Raw genomic sequence first — 24,675 nt, 5'->3', positions numbered from 1 at the left:
GGCTCCGGGTTAATAAAGAGTCTGCACTTAATAGTTCATTTAATTTATACTGTTAAAATCAAGGCCCACTCCTAGTTTTTTTAAGAAGATGAGGAGTCTTGGTAACTTGGTAAGATTTCCCGGTTTTCTTCTAATAGTTTCCTATTTTGAGCTATAGTTTCTTCTATAGTCACTGAAACTTTATTCTCGCTCGGTGTTTCATTAATTTGTTCTTCATTCGGATTAAGATTTGATGACTTATATATTTCGATATCCATTTTATCTTCTCCCCAACATTAGCTTACTTATATACTAGTATAAACACTTTTAGAAAAGTTTCATGTTAAATTTAGGTAACTAATGTTACGATTTAAAGTTGCGTGAGGACAAGATAGGAAGTGAAAAATTGTTTTCTATTAAATGACCACTATAAACAGAGTTATTAAAAGTAGTTCTACATAATTTAAAGAATTTATTAGAATAAATTTACCTCTCAAATCCTTCAAAGTACTAAAATTTTTAGCAACCAAATAACGATCCATGGCTTAAAACTCCCAATTCATGTAAAGTGACTGTATTTGCTCAATATTTTGCCGATATAATAAATAAGATATGGATTGGATTAGGAGGCTTTGAGGTGAAAATACAGTTAGATCATAAAGTGAATCTGATGCACGCAAATGTAACGATGATGAAAAATCAAGAGATGCCACAGCAAAAACAGGAGCAACCAAAAGATTCTATTTCAATTGGTGTACAGGCTCGTCAATTGTTTGGTAGCCATAACAAAAAAAGCTCCCTTATTGAGAGCTTAATGAAACAACGTGAAAATATTTTAGAGCAGAAAAACAAGCTAACTGAACGAGCACTTGATAAAGGAAATGATCTATCTAGTTTGAAAGAACAAATGAAAGCCTTAGAAAAGCAAATCTCTGATATTGATGCACAAATTGCTCAAGAGCAAAAAGGGAAGCTGGAAAATAAAACTGCAGAGTCTAAAGAGTCAGCACCCAAAACCACAGAGGAGTCTATTTTTTCTAAAGCAGACTCATTAGAGCAAACTAAAACACTGTCACGAATGGGACGTACGCTTTCTCGTGAAAAGGTTTCTCTAGAAAGTGAAATGAAGATTGATGCAAAACGCGGTGTGCATAGTGAGTTTAAATTTAATCGACTAGAAAAATTGAAGGAACAAATGACCAATGTTCAAGGATCTCTTGCAGAGAGTGTTAAACAAACTACTGCTACAAGCGAAAATGTTACCAATACCGAAACTGAAAATGAGGATGAATTAAACGTACAGGAGCAGATCAGTCTAAATGCTGCTGATTAGGTTAGAGCTTCCTTATAAAAAATAACTGTCTTATCTATTTGGTAAGGCAGTTTTTTTATTTTTCTTAACGAATAGATAATGAAAAAACCCAATTGTTACTGAGGTCTTAGAGACCGAATAAGTACAATTGGGCAACTATATCTAATCAAATTTAGCTTGAAAACAAATAGGATCTTTTACTTCAGTTGATCATTCAACACACTATCTTCTAAAACAGAAAATTTATCTCCGTATACTTTTGTTAAATGGCTTTCTCCCCATAAACACAGTGAATTGAGGATGCCCTCTAAGCTTTGGCCATATTCACTGAGTTCGTATTCTACCTTTGGTGGCACCTGGTTGTAGACGATTCGGTTGATTACACCATCCTCTTCTAGTTCACGAAGCTGTTGGGTAAGCATCTTTTGTGTGATGTTTGGCATGAGCCGCTTTAATTCGCTTGTGCGTTTTTTGCCGTGAGTTAGATGGCAAAGAATCACACATTTCCACTTGCCGCCAATGACTTCTAATGTGGCTTCCACAGATATATTATATTTCTTCTTTTGCATCTTTTATTTCTCCTCCTTATAGGTACTAAAAGGTTCCTATGATACTTTTATGTTTCTATAGAACTTTAAAGTGCGTACTTTTCTTTGTGATTGATATATACCATAATAACATTTGCCAGCCAATTGATACTATACTTTCTTTCGTAAATTTTCCCCGAAAAGAAAGTTTCTATTTATATAAAAAATGAAGGAGGAGATATTATGGCTTTAGGCAAAAAACAAAGTACGTTAGCTTTGCTTGCTTTAGCAGTGAGTGCTTTTGCGATTGGAACAACTGAATTCATTAGTGTAGGGTTATTGCCCCTTATTGCAAATGATTTAAGTATTCCGGTTACGACAGCAGGCTTAACGGTATCTTTATATGCCTTAGGGGCAACATTTGGTGCTCCTATATTAACATCTTTGACATCAGGAATGTCAAAGAAGACATTATTGCTTTGGATTATGGTTGTCTTTATTATCGGGAATACACTTGCAGCTAGCTCTACAACGATTGGGTTATTGCTAGTAGCACGCGTTATCGCTGCATTTTCACATGGGGTATTTATGTCAATCGGTTCGACTATTGCAGCCGATTTAGTACCAGAAAATAAAAGAGCTAGCGCGATTTCAATTATGTTTACCGGACTTACGGTAGCTACAGTAACGGGTGTACCATTTGGAACCTTTATTGGACAGCAGCTTGGATGGAGAGCAGCCTTTATTACCATTGTCATTATAGGGGTTATTGCTTTTATCGCAAATAGCATCCTGGTTCCTTCTGGTTTGAGAAAAGGAGTTAAAACAAGTTTTAGCGACCAGCTTAAACTTGTAACAAACGGACGACTATTGCTTGTATTCATCATTACAGCTCTTGGATATGGCGGAACATTTGTGGTATTTACTTTCTTATCACCATTGCTTCAGGATATTACTGGTTTTAAAGAAGGAACAGTAGCTGTTATTTTGTTAGTTTACGGTATTGCGATTGCGATTGGTAACATGGTTGGTGGAAAGCTATCGAATAAAAACCCAATTCGCGCACTGTTCTATATGTTTATTATACAAGCCATCATCCTATTTGTTTTGAATTTTACAGCACCATATAAAGTAGCTGGATTAATCACAATTATTTTGATGGGGCTATTAGCCTTTATGAATGTGCCGGGATTGCAAGTATATGTTGTTATGCTGGCAGAGCGTTTTGTTCCTAGTGCAGTGGATGTTGCTTCTGCAATAAATATTGCTGCATTTAATGCTGGGATTGCATTAGGCTCATATGTAGGAGGCCTTGTGACAGACTCAATAGGACTTATCCATACACCATGGATTGGTGCCATTATGGTTGTCGTGGCTGCAGTATTAACAGGTATTAGTAAATCATTGGAACGAAAAGATCAAGCAAGTAAAATATAATCAAATTGTGGAGGTTTTACAGATGACAGCAAAAAATTTACAGGATACAACTACTTTGAATAATGGTGTGAAAATGCCTTGGCTAGGACTAGGCGTCTTTAAAGTGGAGGAAGGCCCAGAATTAGTGAATGCCGTAAAAACAGCTATCAAACATGGCTACCGCAGTATTGATACTGCAGCGATTTATGGAAACGAAGAAGGTGTGGGCAACGGGATTCAAGAAGGGCTAAAAGAAGCAGGCATTTCAAGAGAAGACCTATTTGTCACATCAAAGGTGTGGAATGAGGATTTAGGGTATGAATCAACTCTTGCTGCTTATGAAACAAGCTTGAAAAAACTAGGCTTAGACTATTTAGACCTATACTTGATTCATTGGCCAGTGGAAGGGAAATATAAAGATGCATGGAGAGCGTTAGAAACTCTATATAAAGAAGGACGCGTAAAAGCTATCGGCGTAAGTAATTTCCAAGTTCATCATTTAGAAGATTTAATGAAGGATGCAGAAATCAAACCGGTAATCAACCAAGTAGAGCTACACCCACGATTAACTCAAAAAGAGTTGAAAGCATTCTGCCAAGACAATAACATTCAGCTTGAAGCATGGTCACCATTAATGCAAGGTCAGCTGTTAGATAATGAAGTATTAAAAGAAATTGCAGCGAAACATAATAAATCTGTTGCCCAAGTCATCGTGCGTTGGGACTTGCAAAATGGTGTAATGACCATTCCAAAATCAACAAAAGAACATCGAATTGTTGAAAATGTAGACTTGTTCGATTTCGAATTAACACAAGAAGAATTAGAAGTAATCGATGGATTAAACCAAAACCATCGTGTAGGTCCAGACCCAGATAACTTTGATTTTTAATGAATAGACGGACTCAGAGTGCAGAGAAAGATAATTCTTTCTCTGTGCTTTTTTAATTCTAGAAGCTTATCACATTTGTCTTAGTAAAGTAATGTGATCCCTATAGCATTCAAGCAATATATTTCGTATAAATGCTATAATCGAAGAAAAATAACAAAGGGTGAATGGGCATGTGGACGGAAACTTTAAACATTCAAGGTCCGTATAATTTTGACTTGATATTGAGTAGGCTAGCATTAGATCCACTTCATGAGGTTAATCTCTTGGAACGAAGAATAAAAGTGCCACTTCGGTTGCAAGGGGAGCCCATGGTGGTATTAGTTCAAGGGATTGGTACGGTGGATGAACCGGCATTTAGTATTCAGGGGGAAAAAGAAGAATTTAGAGAGGAAGCAGTTCGCCACGTGAGAAGGATTTTCCGTTGGAATGAATCTTTACACGAAATTGCTACACATTTTGCAGGCACTGACCTTCGTGATCTTTTTGAAGAGCATCGGGGAACGGCAATTGTGCTTGATTTTGATTATTTTAACTGCTTGGTTAAATGTATTATTCATCAGCAACTAAATCTTGCCTTTGCCCATACATTGACGGAACGGTTTGTACACACATTCGGCATTCAACTAGACGGCGTATGGTTTTATCCAACGCCAGAAGAAGTGGCGCTACTGACTGTAGAAGAACTGAGGGCACTCCAATTTAGTACGAGGAAAGCAGAATATGTTATTGGTCTTGCTAAAACAATTGCAGAGGGGCATTTAGATTTAGAGGCGCTTGCTCAACAGTCTGATGAAGAAATCATGAATACTCTTATAAAAATCCGAGGAATCGGCAGATGGACAGCTGAAAACTTTCTTTTGTTCGGCGTTGGTCGTCCTAATCATTTTCCTAAAGCTGATATCGGTATCCAGAACGCTATCAAAAAATGGTACAACCTCCCACAGAAGCCGACAATGGATGAGATGGAAAAGTATAGCAAGCCATGGTCTCCTTATTTAAGCTATGCCTCCCTGTATTTATGGCGGAGTATTGAGACATAATTTTAATTTTAGATTGCATTAGCAAACCACCTTGGATAAAGGTGGTTTTAGGTTTATATATATTATTTTAATGAACTAATAAAATGATTTTAGATAAACTTCTATAAATTAGTGAGTGAATATATTGTAGATACTGAAAGTAGGGAAAGTAAAAATGGAAGAGAACGTATTTGAACAAATGGCGAAAAGGTACGACACAGAAGATAGGATGCAATTAGCTAAGGTGATTTCAAAGCAAGTAAGGAAGGAATTGCAAGATTGCTCATCTCAATCCTTAGTAGATTACGGAAGTGGAACGGGACTGGTCAGTCTGGAGATAGCTGATTTGGTTGACTCTGTTTTATTGATTGATTCATCAAAGCAAATGCTAGAAGTAGCTAAAGCAAAAATTAATCAAAAGAGAATTACAAATGCCAAGGTACTTTATTCGGATTTTACAGTGGAAACACCAGCGTTGAAAACCGACATTGTTTTCATGTCTTTAGTGCTCCTTCATGTGCCAGATACGAAAAAAATACTGCAAGAGTTGTTCAGTATATTAAATCCTGGCGGCAAACTAATCATTGTCGACTTTGATAAAAATGAGAAAGTCTACCATCCGAAAGTTCATAACGGTTTCGCTCATGAAGAACTAAAGACCACTCTAGCTGAAGCAGGATTTACATCAATAGAAATGAAGACATTCTATCATGGAGAACGAATTTTTATGAACCAAGATGCGTCAATGTTTATAGCAAGCTGCCTAAAATGATCCCGCTCTTTAATTTAATCACAAGAAGTATCAAAATGATGAAATAAAGTCCTCCTATAATGGAATAGAGGAGTGAGATAGATGAATAAACAGATACAACATATGATTGATTGGATTGAAGCTACGTTAAAAAATGATTTTTCACTAGATGAGCTTTCTAACTATATGGGCTATTCACCTTATTACTGTTCCTTTAAATTTCATCAGGCAACGGGTATAACTATTAGACGATATGTTCTTCTTAGAAAGCTATATTTATCTACCGATGATTTGAAAAATAATAGGAGAATAATTGATGTCGCTGTTGATTATGGTTATTCTTCGCAAGAAGCAGATAGTAGAGCGTTTAAAAGTGTTTTTGGTCTAAATCCAAGAGAGTTTCCGCTTAATGAGATGCCTGTTCAATCATTTATTAAACTTACTCTAGAAAAAGAAGGGGAGTGGGAAATGATTATTTCAACAAAAGAGGTTGAAAAATTAAAAAGGCAGTCAAGCAAGCTATTTGATAGAGATGTACTAAATGTATTAAACGGTCAATTTATGTATGAACAATTTAAAGAGAATAAACTAATGGGTGATTCTGATTACGTTCCATTTAATGAAGCCATGTGCGTAAATGCAGCAACTAGCCAAGTGTTCGATGAAGAGTTTGTGAAAACTCGTGCTCAGGGACACAATGATTCAGTAGAAAATTATTTTAAAAAAGTAATCGAGCCATTAGATAACCTGTTTACTAAACAGTATAAATGTATTGTTTTATGGTTTGGAGAAGATATGTTTTGTCAGATGAACCTACTTACAATGCTGACTTATCTGGAGCAGTCCAACTATAAGGGAGAGATATTCTTATATAGTTTTAGAGAAGATGAGTTTAAAGTGAATGTAACTGAACTTAAATTGGGTACTTATTCTTCTATTTATAAAGAAGTGCTAGTAAAACATCAAAGACCAACGAATGACGTGTTTCCAGTAATGTATCAGGCCATAGAAATTTATTTAGATATGCTTAAAGAAGACAATGCTGTAGTGAAATATATAGCAAAAAATAAAGATGTACCTACCATGGAATTAGTGAATAGATTGTTTACTCGTTTCCCAACCATAGGGTATGGAGATACACAATATATAGAGCTCATTCATAAAAATAGATAATCATATCACCCGTATTTTAGTAAGCCTAATCTCTATTTATATAATAGAGAATTAGGCTTTTTATTTTAAAATTATTTTATTGAAAAGAATTCAGAAGCTTTTAAAGTTGAGGAAACCACCTCTCTATTAACGCTGATATTTTAAGGTTTTTTAACTAGTTTTCCCAATTTACCAAACTAGCAAGCTGTGATAAGATTTAGAAAATTACAAAAAATAAATCTTAGGAGGAATAATCTATGAAAAAAGGTACATCTATCGCTCTTGCTCTTAGCTTAACTGTTGGTGCCGTACTACCGTTTTCGTCAACTGCCCATGCTACAAATTCTCAAAATGTGTTAGCAGCAAAGATTAAAGAATCAGGTAATGAGAAAAACGTAACCAAGAAAAAAGGACAAGCTGTTCCTACCTTCATTCATGGGAAACTTTCTAACAAGCCGCATAAAGACAAAGAAGCGGTTAAACAATTCCTTAAAGATAATAAAGAGACCTATCCATTTGATGTAGAGAAAGATTTAACATTATTGGATGTAACGAAGGATGAAATCGGAAGTAAACACTTTGACTTTGTACAATCTGTTCAAGGTATTCCGGTTGATGGTTCTGCACTAAAAGTTCACACAGATGAGAAGGGCTATGTAACTGCTGTCAATGGTGACGTATTTGTTGAAGCGGGAGATTACTTTAAAGGTAAGGGTAAACTGAAAACAAACCTTACGAAAAAAGAAGCAATCAACAATGCTTGGAAATCTATCGATCTGACAAAAGATGAAACACTAGTTGACTTTGAAGTTGGACCAAAAGGAGAAAAACAAAGTGGCACCAACGAGGAAGGAAAACAGGTGATTTATAAAAAAGGAGATAATTTCTATAATGCATACAAAGTTAATCTCCAATTTATTAATCCTTATCCAGCGAACTGGGTTGTTTATGTAGACGCGGAAACTGGTAGTGTCATCGATTCCTATAATGCAGTAACAGAAGGGACAGGCGTAGGAGTTCTTGGAGATACGAAGAAATTGAATACCTATTATTCAAGCGGCACTTACTATTTATATGATACAACTAAGGCAATGACAGGCGTGATTGAAACTAGAACTGCTAAAAACTTATCCAGCTTACCAGGAAGCTACTCTGTCGATCCTGATGACAACTTTAATGCTACAAATCAACGTGCCGATGTAGATGCACACTACTATGCAGGCGTTGTTTACGATTATTATAAAAATACTTTCAACCGTAATAGTTTTGATAATAAAGGCGCAACGATAACTTCTACTGTACACTATGGAAGAAATTATAATAATGCTTTCTGGAACGGTTCACAAATGGTATATGGTGATGGAGATGGAACTACCTTTACATCATTATCAGGATCTCTTGATGTTGTAGGACATGAGATTACCCATGCCGTGACAGAAAGAACCGCCGGTTTAGAGTATCAAGGACAATCAGGTGCACTTAACGAATCAATTTCTGATACCTTTGCGATGTTTATGGATAAAAAGAATTTCTTAATAGGTGAAGATGTGTACACACCTAAAATTGCAGGTGATGCATTAAGAAGTTTGTCCAATCCAACTCAATATGGCCAGCCGGATAATATGAGCGGCTATGTCAACACTACATCAGATAATGGCGGTGTCCACACAAACAGTGGTATTCCAAACAAAGCAGCTTATAATACAATCCAAAGCATTGGATACGATGCAGCTCAAAAAATCTACTATCGCGCGCTAACCGTTTATCTTTCACCAAAAAGTAATTTTAGCGCAGCACGTGCAGCTATGTTAGCATCAGCAGCTGATTTATACGGCACAGGAAGCACACAGTACAATGGAGTGGCATCCGCGTGGACAAAAGTTGGCGTCAACTAGGAATATTAATAATTAATTCATAGTATACCGGTTTGTTTTAGGCCCTCCAACCTATTGTTCTAATTTATTGGAATAATTAAACTATTGATATAGGGAAGTGGGAGGAGGGAATAAGACAAATTGATCGGTGAAAAAATCCGCTACTTTCGAAAACTGAAAAATATTACGCAAAAAGATCTAGCAGATGGAATATGTGCAATTTCCTATCTTTCAAAAATCGAAAATGGTGTAGCCACGGCGAGTGAGGAAGTCATCAACATGTTATGTGAAAGGCTGGGACTTGACTCGGAGGAAGCAGTGAATAATTTTGATGGGGGATTATTGAAAAACTTTACCCAGTTTAAATGGAATGTAAAAAACAGAAACTTCTCAGAAGCTGAAAAGCTCGCTGAGGAATTAAAGGATGTAATCCAAGGAACTCAATCTCAGGAGATTCTTATTCAATATGATGTTTACTTATTTGGATTATATGTTTTTACAGGACAAATCGAACAATCTACCATTCAATATCAAAAAATCCATCAAACATCGATTGATTTGCTTTCCCAGTGGCCGCAAACTGTTTTTGATTATTATTACTACTTAAGTTTGTATTTATGTGCAAAAGAGGAATTTACTAAAGCCATGAAATGCAATGAAAAGTTAATAGGCTTAATGAAGCTTATAGACATTGCAGAGGTTGAAAAAGGAATAATCTACTATAACCAAGCATGGCTATATACACATCATCGATTGTATTTTCAATCCATTCAGGTTGCTAGAAGTGCTATCGAATCCTTTGAAGCGGAATTTGATATTGAAAATTTGCTTGATTCATTAATTTTAATAGGTGTTAATCAACGTCGGATTCAAAATCATTATGAATCTGAAAAGTTTTTAAAAAGAGCTTTGCAGCTTTCTGAGAAATTACAAAAAACGCATACAATTGCTATCACGCAACATAATCTAGGTTATCTTTATTCAGATATGGGTCGTTCTCTAGAAGCCATTAATCATCTTCAATCTGCCTTTCAGTCTGCGCAATTATCGGGTAATGAATTATTATGTTTAATTTATTTGCTGTCGAAAGAATATATGAAACTGGGACGGTTTAAAGAAGCAATGGAATGGTGTGATAAGGGACTGTCTTTATTAGATACTTTTCCTTATAGAGAATACCATTTTCACTTTCATCTTCAATATATGGAGATTAGAAATCTGGAAAATGAGCAATATGAAGAAACACTTCGGGAGGCGATCGATTTCTTTGAAAAAGTACAATTAAACCAGTACGTTGTGGAATATGCGGAAAAGCTAGCAAACTACTACTTTCATCACACTAAGTATAAAAAAGCGAGTGAGCTTTATCGTTTAGCAAATAAAGCTCGCCACAATTAGGAGGAAAACAAAATGAAAAGAAAACAATTATTAGTATTCACATTGATTTTAACAGGTGCTTTAAGTCTATATGTAGGTCTTGATTATCCTGATCATGATATTATCCCACCTATAAAGATGTTTTAGTATGTTGATTGAAAATTTATCTGAACAAAATACCCCCCTTTAAAATAGAATAAGAGTGGTTCCTCCTACAAAAAGGGGAACCACTCTTTTTATTTTAACTCAATTAAAAGACACATAATAAGCAATGCTTATAAAAGTCGGGTAGGTGAAAACTGAAATAAGCGTTATGATGTATTCTCTTCTATTTTTATCATATTTCCATTCAATAAAAGCTCGAATTAAAACAAAAGAAATTAATAAGATCATGGCGAGTGGGAATTTATAGTTACTAAAAACTAAAACAAATAGGATAATTAAAATCATGGAGATTTCAATTTTTTTGTGTGTAGAATTGACAAAGCGATAATCCTTATCTTTTGGGATTTTTAAGCTTTTTCTTAGTAGTAAATCTAAAGCCCAAACAATAATGCAAAAGAAGGAAAAAATAACTATAAATTTTAGCAATAAAATACACTCCAACCTTTTTATACTTATTGATTTTTGAATATTCAATAATATAAGAGGATTCTACAAATTTATTATAGGTATTAGTGAAAATTTAAATGCATAGAGGAAAAAAGTTAGGAAGGTTTACCGCTGTTCTTAGATGATTTCCACCGTTCCTGAGCGTTTTACTACCGTTCTCTCTCCATTTACAACCGCCTATCATAAGTTTACTCCCGAAAGAAAGCAATTTAAGTCCTAAGCTACCCCCATGTTTCGCGACCTAGGATTCAGAGGGGAAGAAGTTGTGCTATAGACTTAGTAAGAAACACAATGTTTATAGATAGCTGTCGCGATTTCATTGGTAAGCTGATCAAATTTGGAATCAAAGAGTCCATTATCTGTTTGATTAGTGATAAAGCCAACTTCAATAAGAATCGCTTGTGAGTAGGTTTCCCTTAGAACGTGGAAATCAGCTTGTTTCACACCCCTATCTTTAAATCCGAGATTCACCATTGCTTGTTGTATTGAGGTAGCGAGAGCTTTAGCTTTTTTGTTGTTTGTAAGATAAACAAAGGTTTCTGCTCCCGAGGCGCTAGTATTTTTTGCTGCGTTGCGGTGAAACGAGATAAAGTAATCATATCTTTTCTTGTGTTCAAGATTGCTGCGAGCGAGCAAAGAAATCATGACATCACGATTTCGCGTTTCATCGATAGTTAGACCTTTTTCTCGCAATATGGCCGCAATGGCTTTTCCGAGTTTCAATACATCGTCTGATTCCTTTCTTTTACCTGCAGTAGCTCCGGGGTCTCTGCCTCCATGGCCATAATCAAATAGTAGTAACATAATATATTCCTCCACAACTTTTTATTATTTCATCTAGTACATAGAGAAGAAAGATGAAAAAGGGACATTTAATTATTTTTTATAGCTTAGAGGAATACGATATTGTTGTACCGTATATTTATAGAAAGGAGGGGACGCATATGGAATTAAGACAATTAAGAACTAATGACGCTGAGGACTATTTTTCTCTCAGGCTTGAAGCTCTCCAACAAAGCCCAGATGCTTTTGCCACAACCTACGAAGAGGAAAAAAACCAAACAGCAGCGAAATATAAAGAGCGATTTACTGATCCCGTGAACTCATTTACTTTTGGTGCTTTTGAAGAGAACGAGCTAGTGGGAGTGGTCACCTTATTTAGAGAGTCATTAATAAAGCTGAATCACAGAGCAACGATTGTAGCGATGTACATTAAACCTCAAAAGCGAGGAAGTGGATTAGGAAAGACTTTAATTTATAAAGCAATTGAAAAAGCGAAAAGTTTAGAAGGCGTTGAGCAAATATATTTAAGCGTTGTATCAACTAATATCCCTGCCATAAAGTTGTACACCACCTGTGGCTTTTCGATATACGCAAAAGAGAAAAGGGCATTAAAAGTTGATAATACATATTATGATGAAGAGCATATGGTGTTGTATTTATAAGGGGAAATCTGAATGAAAAAATTAAAGATTGGTTTTTCAGTTATAGTCATTATTTTATTAGTGTGGGCAGGAATACATTATATGAATGCCTATAAAACTAAATCCTTAGCGAATGATATTTTAGGCGATGTTAATTTTGATAAAGTGGATGTTAGCTTAATTAACATCAGTGATAAGGAAGCCAAAATAATAGATTTTGATCAAGCTGATTCAACACAATTTATACAAGTTTTGAGGGAAGTTGAAGTAAAACGTATTAGAACTTCAAAGTGGTTGGGAGATGATTATGCAGTCCTTATTGGTGGCAGTGGTGGATCATTTCAATTATATCTCTCAAAACAGGGTACATTTGTGATTGATGCAGAATCTGATGAACCTTATACCTTTCTTGATAAAGCAGCATTTAATGATTTGTTAGTTTTGATAAAAAAGCAACTCCCTTAATTTTGGAAGTTGCTTTTTTTGTTTGTTCTATCGATACAGAATCCCTCATGTTTCTAAGTATGAGATAGGGTATGGAGAGTAAACTGCTGTGTCTCCATCTTCCTCTCGCTTTAAAATGATAATAAAATCTGCCCCGTTACTTATATCTCCACGGGGAATTGGAATAATCAGGGGTGGGCATCTTAATGCATTACTATGTTCATTAAATTCCTCACGAAAGTTATTTAGAGCAAAATTCACGCGTTCATCTATAAGAGCAGACAATTTGTCCATTCCACCTGTTTTTAAATCAAAATAATCAGGGTTGCTCTTTCGTTTCTCAATTAATCTCTCCTTGTATTCGGAGACTGTTAAAAAACAAAACTCCCAATCAAGAGGAAAGAGCCCTCCGCCTAACCAATAAATATGCATCATGTATACCTCCTTCAATACGGTTCTTTTATTTTACTGATACTTTTTAGCAACCACGTATTCAACAATAGGTAATATAATCATCGCTAAACCTAATAGACCTAATAAAAAAGCATTGATTGTCCCATTTATTAATTTATCGGCAGCTACAGCTACTACAATAAAGAATAGTAGAAGAAAGTAACTTATTTTAGAGCTTTTTTCTGTAATTCTTTGACCAAGTTCTTCCTCCTGTAATATGCCATCTTGGTCTATTTTATCTCCCCAGGTGATGGTAGAGAAAAACATCATTAATAACACCCCGATTGTACCTACCTCATTAAATCCCATCTCTTTTCCATTAGAAATCTTGAAAATGGAATAGCCTATTACGATCAATGCAGCAATTCCGATTAACATGGCATATATTTTTCGAGTTTTCATCTCTCATTCTCCTAATTAATGATTGAGTTAAATTTTTTCTAGCTCATCTCGATCTTCTCCTGCAGAAACGGATAAAGGCTCACGGCAAGGTTGATGGTGAGAAATTGCTGGCTGTTTGATAGGTTTGTCTCTAAGATTTCTTCGACTCTCTTCAATCTATAGAGAAGGGTATTTGTATGAACATGGATGGCTTCTGCGGCTTCCTTTACATTTTGGTTATGTTCCAGATAGGCAAATAGGGAAGGGAGCAGTCCGCCTTTTTTATTTTGATCATATCGGATGAGTGGTCCTAGGGTTTCATATATAAATTCTATTAGCTCATCTTCAGTGTTTTGAAGAAGCAGTTGATGAACACCTAAGTCTTTATAGCTGACGATTTTGTTGATCTCTCCGTAACTGCTCATGAACTGCAAGCATTTTGCCGCTTCCTGTAATGACTTTGTTGCTTTTTGGAGTGTTGGATGAATCCGGCCGATGCCAATTGACAACGCATCGCCCCATTTTTTGACCACATACTCGTGTTGGAGTTTTGAGACAAGCTCCTTAATTTGCGTTGTGGTATAAGAGACAGAAACCTTTTGCGGAAACGTCATGAGCATAACGATTTGGTCATGGTTTCTGACGGCAATTCCTTTTATTTGATGATGTGAAAATATATGATTAGCCAACTGGATGAAATGCCGGCTGATGCTGGTTCGAAGCTGGTCCTCTTCATCTATACGCAAGATGAGGGCGATATAATTTCCACTCGGATCAAAATGTAATTGCTTTGCTTTTTGAACGAGCGCATCATCCATTTTGCCAGCAAGGAGGTCATTAATAAATTCACCATCTATCCGTTCTTTTGCTTCAAAAATAGCTTGTTCTTTCACCATTTCAAGTGAGATGACAGTGCATGCGTGTTCCAATGCTGCCAAATCGACGGCATCTATTTTCTCACTAGCTGCTACAACGAGTGAACCAAAAATTTCAGGTCTTGCACCAATAGTAAGTAGGTTTATGTATGGATAATGTGGATTGATAGTTCTTTCAATGGACGAACGCACAATTTCAGTGGTTTGCATTGTTTTTTGAACTTTTTCCTTTAGCTTAAACAGTTTGTCGTCATTCCAGCTTACATCATAGGCATGGGAGATGTTTTCCCCTAACTCGTCGAATAGAAAAACTTGATAGCCTGTGATTTCATGCAAATAACTGATAATAGATTGCAGTCCTTCTCCTTTTAAAACGAGCGTCGCAAGATTTTTATGAATTTCGACTGAACGGGAAAGTATTTTGTTTTGATCGATGATTGTATTGTTTAATCTCTCCAATACTTTGACTGTCTGTTCCTGTTCTTGATATAGATTGGCTTTTTCTAATGCAACTGCAGCCTGATGTGCAATTGCATTAAGCAAATGAATATCCTGAGGCACAAACTGTAGGTTCGGATCAAAGGAATCAAGGGTAATAACTCCAATGCATTCACCGTTCGAAAGAATAGGTGAGCATATGGAAGAGTAGGGAAGCATCGGGACAGAGGCGTACATTAGCTTTGAATTTTTCTCAGATAAAGTAGCAGTAGCTTTTTCTACTTCCACTCTATTTTTGAAAATCAAACACTCTCGTGCATTGAAGGCTAAACCTGTCATCGATTCGCCAGGTCGAAGGCGCACTTCGGATAGAGCTGTTGTGAAGCGTCTATTAGATCTGGGCAAAAGAACATTCTGCACCTTGTCATAGATAAATAAAACACCCCCGTGTGCTGCTTCTGTAATAGAAACTGTTTGGTCCATGATGGAATCTATTACCGTATCAATATCTAAAGTTGAATTCAATACATTCGAAACCTCGATTAAAGATTGCAGCTGGCGATGGCTCAATGTTTCTTTCATTTGGCGTCACCTCATATTCTAGATAATATTTATCAATTATAATAAATTTTCAAACTATTTTCTCTACTTTTTGTAGATTTACACAAAAATTTAGTGTTAATTTTGTTTTTAAAAACATAACAAATATTCAGAAAAGTTTTATAATGGTTCTTAACACAAAATTTTAGCCATCACACGATGTCGGGAAGGGGGCAATCATGATAAACCCGGAAAGATTATGGAGCCGGCTTGAACGTCTTGGAGAGATTGGTAAGGCGGAAGGCGGGGGAGTAATCCGCTTATCTTTTACAAAGGAATTACGGGAAGCAAAGGAATTGGTCACTTCTTATATGAAGGAAGCGGGTCTGCTAGTTTGGGAGGATGAAGTTGGCAACCTCATTGGCAGAAAAGAAGGGAAGAATCCAGACGCGAGTGTAGTTTTGACAGGGTCGCATATTGATTCCGTATTCCATGGAGGAAATTTTGACGGACCGCTTGGCGTTTTGGCTGCGATTGATGCATTGCAGAGTATGAACGAACAAGGAATTGAAACAGAGCATCCGATTGAAGTGATTGCTTTTACGGATGAAGAAGGCGCAAGATTTAGCTTTGGCATGATTGGCAGCCGTGGTGTTGCGGGCACGCTTACTCAGAAAGATTTAGTGCAAAGGGATAAAGAAGGAATCTCTATTGCGGAGGCGATGAGGGCTGATGGGCTGAATCCTGAATCTATCGGCCGGGCAGCTAGAAGACCAGAGAAAGTCAAAGCTTATATTGAACTACATATCGAACAAGGGAAAGTGCTAGAGACACAAAAATTGTCAGCGGGCATTGTGACAGGGATTGCAGGTCCTCTCTGGCAGAAATTCATCATTGAAGGGGAAGCAGGCCATGCAGGAGCAACTCCAATGGCTATTCGTCAGGATGCATTGGTAGCGGCAGCGAAAATAATGCTTGCGATTGAAACAGAAGCCGGTCGAAATGGCACAACAGTCGGTACAGTCGGTCAGCTGGATGTGAAGCCAGGTGGCATTAATATTATCCCAGGCAGAGCTGAGTTTACACTCGATTTGCGTGATACGGATGAAGCAGTGCGCGACGAGGTGGAAACACAAATTCGTGAACAAGCTTATGATATTTGTGAAAAGCAAGGAGTGCGCCTAACGATAGAAGATTTGCAGCGCGTTACACCGGTCCCATGTGCAGATTCAGTAAAGAAAGCAGTAGTAGAGGCATTTGACATAGTAGGACTTGAAAAAACATATCTTCCAAGTGGCGCCGGACATGATGGTATGCAGTTTAAAGATTTATGTCCAATGGGGATGGTTTTTATTCGCTCGAAGGATGGCATCAGCCATGATCCTGCTGAATGGAGTTCAAAGGATGATTGTGCGGACGGCGCGAACATTCTTTGCCAAACTCTTTTAACGCTAGCAGTCCAAAAAGTAAACGAAACGATAGATTAGTAGAAAAGGGGAGACATGACAATGAATGAGAGCGTAACAGTAGATTTAAATAAAGCAGCACAAGATTTGAGAGAGGATGTTATTAAATGGAGAAGACATTTGCATGAAAATCCGGAACTCTCTTTTGAAGAAGAAAAAACAGCACAATTTGTGTATGACACGCTAGAATCGTTTGGCAACCTAGAGCTTTCTCGCCCAACAAAAACAAGTGTGATGGCTCGTTTAATTGGCCCTAATCCAGGCAAAACATTGGCGCTAAGAGCGGATATGGATGCACTTCCGATTCATGAGGAGAACACTTTTGAATTTGCTTCCCAGGTTCCGGGCGTTATGCATGCTTGTGGTCATGATGGCCATACAGCTATGCTTCTAGGCGCAGCTAAAATTCTTTCTGGATTAAAAGATCAAATCAAAGGGGAAGTCCGTTTCTTCTTCCAGCATGCTGAAGAGCTGTTCCCAGGCGGCGCAGAAGAAATGGTGCAAGCAGGTGTAATGGATGGCGTTGATCTTGTCATCGGTACTCACTTATGGTCACCTCTTGAACTTGGAAAGATCGGTGTTGTATATGGCCCGATGATGGCAGCTCCTGATACGTTTTGGTTAACAGTCAACGGAAAAGGCGGGCATGCGGCTCTTCCGCATCAAACGGTTGACTCCATTGCAGTTGCAGCTCAGGTTGTAACGAATTTGCAGCATATTGTATCACGCAATACAGATCCACTAGACAATCTAGTACTTTCTGTAACGCAATTTGTAGGTGGTACAACACATAATGTCATTCCTGGATCTGTGGATATTTGCGGTACTGTTCGTAGCTTTGATGCCGACCTTCGTAAAACCATTCCAGAAAAGATGGAACGCGTTATCAAAGGGATTACTGAAGCACATGAGGCGACATATGATTTCAAATATGAGTTTGGCTACCGTCCTGTGATTAACGATGAGGAAGTAACCGCAGTGATTGAGGAAACGGTGCGTGAAGTATTTGGCGAGGAAGCACTTGATCTGATGAAGCCAAATATGGGTGGTGAGGACTTTTCAGCTTACATGGAAAAAGCGCCAGGCTGCTTCTTCTATGTAGGTGCAGGTAATGAAGAAAAAGGAATCACTTATCCACACCACCATGCACGTTTTACAGTAGATGAAGATGCGCTTGAAATTGGCGTGAAAACATTCCTGCATGCGGTGTTTAAATTCTTAGGTAAATAAATAGTAAAAGTTAGAGCCGCTGGGTATCCGGCGGTTCTTATAAAATAAGGAGGTTACTCAATGAAACTGCATCATTTTCTTGCCCTAATCCCATTCGTCGGATTGCTAGGTGGCATTCCATTTGCTAATAAAGTGACACCGTATGTTTTCGGCATGCCTTTCCTTCTATTTTATGTGGTCTTATGGGTAGTGCTGAGTTCAGGTATTATGGCTATCGTCTTCAAATTAGACCCCGAGAATAAGAAGGAGGAAGTACAATGAATATTGCTTTAGTTATCATATTTGGTTTTTTATTGCTATCCATCTTCTTGGGCGTTCGAGCACAAAAAGGCAAGGATATGAACCTTGAACAATGGACAGTGGGCGGCCGTGGATTCGGCACCATATTTGTCTTCTTGCTGATGGCAGGGGAAATTTATACGACTTTCACGTTCCTTGGTGGTAGTGGCTGGGCATATGGTAAAGGTGGTCCAACTTACTACATTCTAGGCTATGGCTGTTTGGCTTATATCATGTCGTACTGGCTATTGCCAGCTGTTTGGCGATATGCAAAAGACCACAAGCTGATGAGTCAATCGGATTTCTTTGTCAGCAAATATAAAAGCCCATATCTTGGCGTCTTTGTCTCGCTAGTAGGTGTTGCAGCTCTTATTCCTTACTTGGTCTTACAGCTAAAAGGTTTGGGGATTATCGTATCAGAAGCATCTGCAGGCTCTATCTCTTCAACAGCTGCGATTTGGATTGGTGTAATTTCAGTAACCGTATATGTTATGATTTCTGGTATTCATGGCTCTGCTTGGACAGCTGTCATCAAGGATGCTATGATTCTCGGCATTGTTCTTTTCTTGGGTATTTATCTGCCGATTCATTATTACGGCGGTTTCCAGCCGATGTTTGAATCGATTGAAGCAGCAAAACCAGGCTTCCTTGCACTTCCTGATGCAGGCTTAAGTACTTCTTGGTTTATTTCAACAGTCTTATTGACTGCTCTTGGCTTTTATATGTGGCCTCATACATTCGGTACGATTTACTCTGCCGAAAATGCACGCGTATTTAAGAAAAATGCTATTATCATGCCATTGTATCAGCTAGTATTATTATTTGTATTCTTTGTAGGATTTGCTGCAATTCTTCAAGTGAAAGGCTTAGAAGGAGCGGATGGAGATTTAGCTTTATTAAAACTCTCCATGCAAACCTTTGATCCATGGGTTGTCGGATTAATCGGTGCAGCAGGATTACTGACTGCTATTGTTCCCGGCTCAATGATTATGATGTCTTCTTCTACTTTGCTTGCAAAGAATGTTTATAAGGTATTTGTACCGTCAGCAACAGACCAACAAATTTCAAAATTAGCGAAAAACCTTGTGCCAGTTATGGCGATTGTTGCACTGTTCTTTACGTTCAAGGGTGGGGATACACTTGTTACACTACTGTTAATGGGCTATAGCCTAGTAACTCAATTATTCCCTGCACTTGTTTTCAGTCTTGGTAAAAAGAATCCAGTGACAAAGGCGGGTGCCTTCGCAGGGATTGCTGTCGGTGTATTCATGGTGGCCTACATTACAATCAGTGGCTCTACAATCGGAACACTCTTCCCATCATTGCCGCAATTTGTGAAAGACCTTAACGTGGGTGTAGTAGCGTTAATCGTCAATCTCATTGTGACATTCGGGGTAAGTGCTCTAACTAAACCGCAAGCTACTGTCGAGGATTCTGTTGATAAGCAAGTAGCTTAATAGCTACAATAATTAAAGTCTTTGGCCTCTTAGGAGGTTGAAGACTTTTTTGATGGGGTAATTTACCCTCGGTGAACGTCGATTTACCACCGTTCTTGAGCAATTTACTACCGCTCCCGCAACATTTACCACCGCTTTGAGGCAATTTACTACCGAAAGAAAGCAATTTAAGTCCCCAGCATCCTTTTGTAATTCACTCATACAGTACGGTGAGTAATAGGAGAAGTAATAATTTCACTTATACTGTAATTCCAAAAGATACATTGGAAATAAAATATAATAAATATTCTAAAAATTATAGATTATCAAAAAATATTGTGTTATTATGATAAAAATTACAGTGACACTGTAATTTAAAAGCATTTCAAAGGATTAAAAAGAATATGATTTACAGTACTACTATAATTTTTTAGGAGTTAGCAACGTGGAAGACATCTATAAGAAAATCAAAGAATTAAGGCAGCAAAAGAATTTGACATTAAAAGAGCTGAGTGAAGAGACAGGACTTTCATTAAGTTTTCTTTCACAAATTGAGAGAGGGACTTCTTCATTATCGATTACTTCGTTAAAGAAACTAGCTACTGCTTTGGATGTGTCTATGATCTACTTTTTTGAAGACGATAAAGTAAATCAGAATTATCTCATCAAAAAGCAGGAGCAAAAAACGTTAAAGGTAAATGGAGGAGAGCAGAAGTATATACGGTTATCAGGTGCTTTTCCCGATCGTAAACTTGAACCATTATTAGTGATTCTTCCCCCTCATCTGAAAGAAGAGCATAGCTATAGCCATTTGGGCGAAGAGCTTTACTATGTTTTAGAGGGTGAAGTGATATTTACGATCAATGGGGAGTCTTATCACCTGACAGCTGGGGACACGGTCCATTTTCCTTCAGAACTTTTGCATGCATGGGAAAATCCTACTTCAAATGAAACCAAGATTTTAAGCGTCTCAACACCTGTTATTTTTTAATTTAAAAAAGGGAGTGTAGATCAAATGAGAGTAGCAACAGATATCGGAGGCACCTTCACAGATTTAGTATACGTTGATGATAGCGGTGTTATTGGAATTGCAAAAAGTAATACGACTCCACCTAATTTTGAAAAAGGCGTTTTAGATGTAATGGAGAAGGCTGATGTTCAAAGTGGAGAGTTATCTACATTTATTCATGGTACTACCGTGATTATTAATGCTTTGACAGAACGTAAGGGTGCCAAAATGGGGTTAATTACTACAAAAGGTTTCCGCGACATCCTCGAAATTGCAAGGGGCAACAGACCGGATCTTTTTAACGTAAGATACGAAAAACCTGAACCGTTTGTTGAACGTCATTTACGCCTTGAGGTGGATGAACGCCTGAATTATAAGGGTGAGATACTTTCACCGCTGAATCGCAAAGATATTGAAGAGTGTGTACAGTACTTTAAAAGTGAAGGCGTCGAATCTATTGCTGTTTCTTACCTGCACTCCTATGTGAATTCAGCTCATGAAGAAGAAACTGTAAAAATAATTAAAGAACTATGGCCGGAAGTGTTTGTCACTGCATCAAGTGATATTACAAAAGAATGGCGTGAATATGAACGAACGAATACAGCAGTTCTAAATGCATATGTGCAACCGGCAGCTACCACATATGTGGATAAGCTGGATAGAGAATTGCAAAAACAAACAAAGAGCGATCAGCGTTACATTATGCAATCAAATGGCGGGACAACGAAGTTTAACAATGCAAAGGAAGCGCCTATCAATATGGTTGAATCGGGCCCCGTTGCAGGTATCTTTGGTGCTGCTGTATTAGGTGAATTAATTGGAGAAAAGAATATTATTGCATTTGATATCGGTGGGACAACGGCTAAATGTTCACTAATCGAAAATGGAGAAGTGAAGGTTTCAACAGATTACTATATTGAAAGAGACAGCCGTAACGCGGGCTATCCTATAAAGGCACCTGTAGTTGATATCGTGGAAATCGGCAATGGAGGAGGTTCGATTGCATGGATCGATAATGCAGGTTCTCTAAAAGTAGGGCCACAATCAGCTGGAGCTATGCCAGGACCAGTGGCGTATGGATTAGGCGGTACTGAGCCGACTACTACGGATGCTAATTTATTGGCTGGTCGCTTATCACCTAAGAATTTTGATTACGATGTTGATATGGATGAAGTGCGAGAAGCCATTCAAACAAAAGTCGGCAATCAATTTGGCATTACAGCTGAAGAAGCTGCTTTAGGCATTATTCGTATTGCCAATTCGAATATGCTAAATGCTTTAAAGTTAATCTCCATCCGTAAAGGGTATAACCCGCAAGATTTTACTTTATTAGCCTTTGGCGGAGGTGGCTCTATGCATGCGCCAGCTCTTGCTCTTGAACTCGGCGTAAAAAAAGTCGTTGTCCCAATCGCATCTCCGGTATTCTCCGCATGGGGCATGCTTATGACGGATTTGAGACATGATTATATTCAAACCTATATCAAGCGAATGAATGAACTTTCTTTAGATGAAATAACTGCACAGTGGGATGAAATTGAGAATCGCGCACTTCGTCATTATGAGGATGAAGGAATGACAGAGGATAAAGTAGAGTTTCATCGTTTCGCAGATATGCGTTATCTAGGTCAAGAACATACGGTAAAGGTACCAGTCCCTGTGGGGAAATGGTCTGAAGAAGATAAGAGAGACATTATTGAGAGATTCCATACTCTTCATGAAAAGAACTATACATTTAAATTAGAAGATTCACCGACTGAAATTGTGAATCTGCACGTAACAGCTTTCGGTAAAGTACCTAAGCCGGTCATTGCTAAAATTGAACGGATAGGTTCAGTACTGGAAGCTCGGAAAGAATTCCGTGCAGTTTACTTTGAGGAGAAAGGATGGATCAATACACCAGTTTATGATCGTGAAAAGCTCCCATCTAATAAGGTCATTCAGGGACCTGCTGTAGTTGAAGAAAAAGCGGCTGTGACGGTTATTTATGAAGGCCAGCAATTGCATTTAGACAACTACGGAAACATCATTATCGAAATGGAGGAAAAGTAATATGATTACTTCTGTGAAAGTGGACCCGTTTACGCTGGAAATTGTGAAAGATTCTCTTTTGGCGGCAGGGGATGAAATGTTTATCGCTCTTGCTCGAACATCGATGAGCCCAATCATTTATGAAGTGCTGGATTATGCAAGTGGTTTAACAGACGCAAAAGGTAATCTTCTTACACAAGGTAATGGTGTCACAGGCTTCATTGGGATGCTTACATTTATGGTAAAAGAAACAATCAAAAAGTATCCCGGCGAAAAAATAAAGCCCGGCGATGTGTTTATTATCAATGATCCTTACAATGGTGGGGGCTCCCATCTATCGGATGTAGGGCTTGTAATGCCAATCTTTTACGAGGGAGAGCTGATTGCTTTTTCTGCTAACAAGGCTCACTGGACAGAAGTAGGGGGGAAAGACCCGGGCTCGTTTACGAATGATGCTGTTGATATATTCCAAGAAGGCCTGCAATTTAATTGTATTAAGCTTTATGATGAAGGCCGCCTGAATGAGGCAATCGTTGAAATCATTCGTTCTAATGTCCGTTTCCCAGACCTTTCATTAGGTGATATGTGGGCTCAGGTTGCTGCATTGCGTACAGGCGACCGCCGTATAAAGGAATTGTGTGATAAACACAGTAAGGAAACTATCGTAGCAGCGATTAATTATCTCTTAGATCATGGTGAAACCATCTCAAGACAAGAGATTAAAAAACTGCCTAAGGGCGTTTTTGTGGCTGAAGATTTTATTGATACGGATGGCATTGGCAATGGCCCTTTCAAGATTAAAGTAAAAGTAACGATTACAGATGATGAATTTATCTGTGATTTCCGAGGAAGCAGCCCGCAAGTTCCCGGTCCAGTAAACTGTTCATACACGGGTCTAATGTCAGCTGTGCGCACGATTTTCTTAGCTATTACGAACCCTGAACAAGATGTGAATGATGGTGTCTTTAGGCCGCTCCAAGTAATTGTTGATCCAAAATCGATTATGTCGGCTGAACGTCCTGTTCCAGTGTCAAACTACTTCGAGACATTATTAGGAGGTATGGACTTAGTCTGGAAAGCATTAGCTTCGCATCTTCCAAATCGCCTGACTGCAGGGCATCATTTGTCTGTATGCGCTGTAACTCTGTCAGGTAATCATCAAGATACAGACGAGCCATTCCTAATTGTGGAACCATCCGTTGGTGGATGGGGAGGCGGACAGGGCCAAGACGGAGCTTCTGGTCAATTCTGTATGGCTGATGGAGAAACCTATAATGTCCCGGTTGAAGTGGCAGAAACTCGTTATGGTGTTTTGATTGATGAATACAGCCTTCGAGAGGATGGAAATGGTGCTGGTGCAGGGGAATACATTGGCGGAAAAGGGGTCATTCGTTCATATCGTGCATTAACAGATGGACAAGCTGCTACAGTAACCTTTGGGCGTAATAAATTTTATCCTTGGGGTATGAACGGCGGTAACGAAGGCTCGCCAAATGAATTTTATATTCATAAAGCTAGTGGCGAAGTAGACGGACCATATGGTGTGTATCCGCGTTATAAACTACAAAAAAATGATGTTATTCGCTTAATGACAGGAACAGGCGGAGGATACGGAAGCCCAGAAAAACGCCCGGCAGAACAGGTAGCCAAAGACGTAAAAAATGGATATTTCACCATTGAAGAAGCGAAGGAACACTTCCAAGTGGAAGTAAATCCGATTACCTTTGACTATAAGGAGCTCCCTAAAAGATCATAATTGGAGGA

General features: G+C 38.0%; 24 protein-coding genes. 17 read left to right on the top strand and 7 right to left on the bottom strand.

The features are described from left to right. Positions 1 to 80: 80 nt before the first annotated feature. A complete protein-coding gene (locus RCJ93_RS08910; RefSeq protein WP_190323357.1) occupies positions 81 to 257 on the bottom strand; it encodes a hypothetical protein in 177 nt (58 codons plus the stop codon). A 359-nt stretch (positions 258 to 616) separates the two neighbouring features. Here RCJ93_RS08910 and RCJ93_RS08905 point away from each other — a divergent pair, with 359 nt between their 5' ends. Then, a complete protein-coding gene (locus RCJ93_RS08905) occupies positions 617 to 1,312 on the top strand; it encodes a hypothetical protein (RefSeq protein WP_150283535.1) in 696 nt (231 codons plus the stop codon). 176 nt (positions 1,313 to 1,488) lie between these two features. On the opposite strand, the gene RCJ93_RS08900 is transcribed toward RCJ93_RS08905, so the two are convergent. Continuing rightward, positions 1,489 to 1,860, bottom strand: coding sequence for a winged helix-turn-helix transcriptional regulator (locus tag RCJ93_RS08900; protein ID WP_147195695.1), 372 nt, complete (start codon positions 1,858 to 1,860; stop codon positions 1,489 to 1,491). Positions 1,861 to 2,061: 201 nt separating this feature from the next. Here RCJ93_RS08900 and RCJ93_RS08895 point away from each other — a divergent pair, with 201 nt between their 5' ends. The 7 genes from RCJ93_RS08895 (at position 2,062) to RCJ93_RS08865 (ending at position 10,317) form a co-directional block, all read left to right on the top strand. Continuing rightward, entirely contained in the window at positions 2,062 to 3,255 is a 1,194-nt protein-coding gene (locus tag RCJ93_RS08895; protein ID WP_251645207.1) for an MFS transporter, read from the top strand. 22 nt (positions 3,256 to 3,277) lie between these two features. Further along, positions 3,278 to 4,123, top strand: coding sequence for an aldo/keto reductase (locus RCJ93_RS08890; protein ID WP_150283537.1), 846 nt, complete (start codon positions 3,278 to 3,280; stop codon positions 4,121 to 4,123). A gap of 170 nt (positions 4,124 to 4,293) precedes the next feature. After that, on the top strand, positions 4,294 to 5,163 hold the full coding sequence (locus RCJ93_RS08885) for a DNA-3-methyladenine glycosylase family protein (protein ID WP_150283538.1): 870 nt from the start codon (positions 4,294 to 4,296) through the stop codon (positions 5,161 to 5,163). Between the two features lie 154 nt (positions 5,164 to 5,317). Continuing rightward, entirely contained in the window at positions 5,318 to 5,914 is a 597-nt protein-coding gene (locus tag RCJ93_RS08880; RefSeq protein WP_446738862.1) for a class I SAM-dependent methyltransferase, read from the top strand. Between the two features lie 81 nt (positions 5,915 to 5,995). Next, positions 5,996 to 7,066, top strand: coding sequence for a helix-turn-helix domain-containing protein (locus RCJ93_RS08875; RefSeq protein ID WP_446738861.1), 1,071 nt, complete (start codon positions 5,996 to 5,998; stop codon positions 7,064 to 7,066). A 236-nt stretch (positions 7,067 to 7,302) separates the two neighbouring features. Beyond that, positions 7,303 to 8,940: a M4 family metallopeptidase gene (locus RCJ93_RS08870; protein ID WP_249775350.1), complete on the top strand. Its 1,638-nt coding sequence runs from the start codon at positions 7,303 to 7,305 to the stop codon at positions 8,938 to 8,940. A gap of 120 nt (positions 8,941 to 9,060) precedes the next feature. Next, positions 9,061 to 10,317 carry a tetratricopeptide repeat protein gene (locus RCJ93_RS08865; RefSeq protein ID WP_446738860.1) on the top strand — a complete coding sequence of 419 codons (1,257 nt, stop codon included), beginning with the start codon at positions 9,061 to 9,063 and terminating at the stop codon, positions 10,315 to 10,317. A 225-nt stretch (positions 10,318 to 10,542) separates the two neighbouring features. On the opposite strand, the gene RCJ93_RS08860 is transcribed toward RCJ93_RS08865, so the two are convergent. Next, positions 10,543 to 10,887 (bottom strand): DUF4181 domain-containing protein, encoded by a 345-nt coding sequence (locus tag RCJ93_RS08860; RefSeq protein WP_446738859.1) that lies wholly within the window; start codon positions 10,885 to 10,887, stop codon positions 10,543 to 10,545. A 297-nt stretch (positions 10,888 to 11,184) separates the two neighbouring features. Beyond that, the gene (locus tag RCJ93_RS08855; RefSeq protein ID WP_446738858.1) at positions 11,185 to 11,712 is read right to left on the bottom strand and encodes an N-acetylmuramoyl-L-alanine amidase family protein; all 528 of its coding nucleotides are present in this window, start codon (positions 11,710 to 11,712) and stop codon (positions 11,185 to 11,187) included. Between the two features lie 140 nt (positions 11,713 to 11,852). Here RCJ93_RS08855 and RCJ93_RS08850 point away from each other — a divergent pair, with 140 nt between their 5' ends. Next, positions 11,853 to 12,353: a GNAT family N-acetyltransferase gene (locus RCJ93_RS08850; RefSeq protein ID WP_446738857.1), complete on the top strand. Its 501-nt coding sequence runs from the start codon at positions 11,853 to 11,855 to the stop codon at positions 12,351 to 12,353. A 12-nt stretch (positions 12,354 to 12,365) separates the two neighbouring features. Continuing rightward, positions 12,366 to 12,797, top strand: coding sequence for a hypothetical protein (locus tag RCJ93_RS08845; protein WP_446738856.1), 432 nt, complete (start codon positions 12,366 to 12,368; stop codon positions 12,795 to 12,797). 45 nt (positions 12,798 to 12,842) lie between these two features. Here the strand turns inward: RCJ93_RS08845 and RCJ93_RS08840 are convergent, their stop codons facing one another. Genes RCJ93_RS08840 through RCJ93_RS08830 form a run of 3 tightly spaced genes read right to left on the bottom strand, consistent with a single transcriptional unit; the run spans position 12,843 to position 15,505 of the window. Further along, complete coding sequence (locus RCJ93_RS08840) at positions 12,843 to 13,208, bottom strand: hypothetical protein (protein WP_446738855.1); 366 nt, start codon at positions 13,206 to 13,208, stop codon at positions 12,843 to 12,845. 33 nt (positions 13,209 to 13,241) lie between these two features. Beyond that, positions 13,242 to 13,631 carry a hypothetical protein gene (locus RCJ93_RS08835; RefSeq protein WP_446738854.1) on the bottom strand — a complete coding sequence of 130 codons (390 nt, stop codon included), beginning with the start codon at positions 13,629 to 13,631 and terminating at the stop codon, positions 13,242 to 13,244. 38 nt (positions 13,632 to 13,669) lie between these two features. Beyond that, entirely contained in the window at positions 13,670 to 15,505 is a 1,836-nt protein-coding gene (locus RCJ93_RS08830) for a helix-turn-helix domain-containing protein (protein WP_446738853.1), read from the bottom strand. A 197-nt stretch (positions 15,506 to 15,702) separates the two neighbouring features. Here RCJ93_RS08830 and RCJ93_RS08825 point away from each other — a divergent pair, with 197 nt between their 5' ends. The 7 genes from RCJ93_RS08825 to RCJ93_RS08795 all read left to right on the top strand — a co-directional run bounded on the left by RCJ93_RS08825 (position 15,703) and on the right by RCJ93_RS08795 (position 24,667). Next, positions 15,703 to 16,950, top strand: coding sequence for a hydantoinase/carbamoylase family amidase (locus RCJ93_RS08825; protein ID WP_446738852.1), 1,248 nt, complete (start codon positions 15,703 to 15,705; stop codon positions 16,948 to 16,950). Positions 16,951 to 16,971: 21 nt separating this feature from the next. Further along, the gene (locus tag RCJ93_RS08820) at positions 16,972 to 18,159 is read left to right on the top strand and encodes a M20 family metallopeptidase (protein ID WP_392995230.1); all 1,188 of its coding nucleotides are present in this window, start codon (positions 16,972 to 16,974) and stop codon (positions 18,157 to 18,159) included. A gap of 60 nt (positions 18,160 to 18,219) precedes the next feature. Continuing rightward, positions 18,220 to 18,420, top strand: coding sequence for a DUF3311 domain-containing protein (locus RCJ93_RS08815; RefSeq protein WP_147195214.1), 201 nt, complete (start codon positions 18,220 to 18,222; stop codon positions 18,418 to 18,420). Next, a complete protein-coding gene (locus RCJ93_RS08810; RefSeq protein WP_150283550.1) occupies positions 18,417 to 19,895 on the top strand; it encodes a sodium:solute symporter family protein in 1,479 nt (492 codons plus the stop codon). The genes RCJ93_RS08815 and RCJ93_RS08810 overlap by 4 nt, the downstream gene beginning before the upstream one ends. Before the next feature lie 424 nt (positions 19,896 to 20,319). After that, positions 20,320 to 20,865, top strand: coding sequence for a helix-turn-helix domain-containing protein (locus RCJ93_RS08805; protein ID WP_066784143.1), 546 nt, complete (start codon positions 20,320 to 20,322; stop codon positions 20,863 to 20,865). Between the two features lie 24 nt (positions 20,866 to 20,889). Further along, entirely contained in the window at positions 20,890 to 22,932 is a 2,043-nt protein-coding gene (locus tag RCJ93_RS08800; RefSeq protein WP_446738850.1) for a hydantoinase/oxoprolinase family protein, read from the top strand. A 1-nt stretch (position 22,933) separates the two neighbouring features. After that, on the top strand, positions 22,934 to 24,667 hold the full coding sequence (locus tag RCJ93_RS08795; RefSeq protein WP_446738849.1) for a hydantoinase B/oxoprolinase family protein: 1,734 nt from the start codon (positions 22,934 to 22,936) through the stop codon (positions 24,665 to 24,667). Positions 24,668 to 24,675: the final 8 nt, after the last annotated feature.

Source organism: Rummeliibacillus sp. BSL5, from assembly GCF_052928305.1.
The sequence above is the reverse complement of the archived record's forward strand: the minus strand, read 5'-3'. Positions and strand labels throughout refer to the sequence as shown.

Excerpts from the sequence above, each read along its gene's own strand:
- RCJ93_RS08910 (WP_190323357.1), bottom strand. The coding sequence starts at position 257 with ATGGATATCGAAATATATAAGTCATCAAATCTTAATCCGAATGAAGAA.
- RCJ93_RS08900 (WP_147195695.1), bottom strand. The coding sequence starts at position 1,860 with ATGCAAAAGAAGAAATATAATATATCTGTGGAAGCCACATTAGAAGTC.
- RCJ93_RS08895 (WP_251645207.1), top strand. The coding sequence starts at position 2,062 with ATGGCTTTAGGCAAAAAACAAAGTACGTTAGCTTTGCTTGCTTTAGCA.
- RCJ93_RS08890 (WP_150283537.1), top strand. The coding sequence starts at position 3,278 with ATGACAGCAAAAAATTTACAGGATACAACTACTTTGAATAATGGTGTG.
- RCJ93_RS08885 (WP_150283538.1), top strand. The coding sequence starts at position 4,294 with ATGTGGACGGAAACTTTAAACATTCAAGGTCCGTATAATTTTGACTTG.
- RCJ93_RS08880 (WP_446738862.1), top strand. The coding sequence starts at position 5,318 with ATGGAAGAGAACGTATTTGAACAAATGGCGAAAAGGTACGACACAGAA.
- RCJ93_RS08875 (WP_446738861.1), top strand. The coding sequence starts at position 5,996 with ATGAATAAACAGATACAACATATGATTGATTGGATTGAAGCTACGTTA.
- RCJ93_RS08870 (WP_249775350.1), top strand. The coding sequence starts at position 7,303 with ATGAAAAAAGGTACATCTATCGCTCTTGCTCTTAGCTTAACTGTTGGT.
- RCJ93_RS08855 (WP_446738858.1), bottom strand. The coding sequence starts at position 11,712 with ATGTTACTACTATTTGATTATGGCCATGGAGGCAGAGACCCCGGAGCT.
- RCJ93_RS08850 (WP_446738857.1), top strand. The coding sequence starts at position 11,853 with ATGGAATTAAGACAATTAAGAACTAATGACGCTGAGGACTATTTTTCT.
- RCJ93_RS08845 (WP_446738856.1), top strand. The coding sequence starts at position 12,366 with ATGAAAAAATTAAAGATTGGTTTTTCAGTTATAGTCATTATTTTATTA.
- RCJ93_RS08840 (WP_446738855.1), bottom strand. The coding sequence starts at position 13,208 with ATGCATATTTATTGGTTAGGCGGAGGGCTCTTTCCTCTTGATTGGGAG.
- RCJ93_RS08835 (WP_446738854.1), bottom strand. The coding sequence starts at position 13,631 with ATGAAAACTCGAAAAATATATGCCATGTTAATCGGAATTGCTGCATTG.
- RCJ93_RS08830 (WP_446738853.1), bottom strand. The coding sequence starts at position 15,505 with ATGAAAGAAACATTGAGCCATCGCCAGCTGCAATCTTTAATCGAGGTT.
- RCJ93_RS08825 (WP_446738852.1), top strand. The coding sequence starts at position 15,703 with ATGATAAACCCGGAAAGATTATGGAGCCGGCTTGAACGTCTTGGAGAG.
- RCJ93_RS08820 (WP_392995230.1), top strand. The coding sequence starts at position 16,972 with ATGAATGAGAGCGTAACAGTAGATTTAAATAAAGCAGCACAAGATTTG.
- RCJ93_RS08815 (WP_147195214.1), top strand. The coding sequence starts at position 18,220 with ATGAAACTGCATCATTTTCTTGCCCTAATCCCATTCGTCGGATTGCTA.
- RCJ93_RS08810 (WP_150283550.1), top strand. The coding sequence starts at position 18,417 with ATGAATATTGCTTTAGTTATCATATTTGGTTTTTTATTGCTATCCATC.
- RCJ93_RS08800 (WP_446738850.1), top strand. The coding sequence starts at position 20,890 with ATGAGAGTAGCAACAGATATCGGAGGCACCTTCACAGATTTAGTATAC.
- RCJ93_RS08795 (WP_446738849.1), top strand. The coding sequence starts at position 22,934 with ATGATTACTTCTGTGAAAGTGGACCCGTTTACGCTGGAAATTGTGAAA.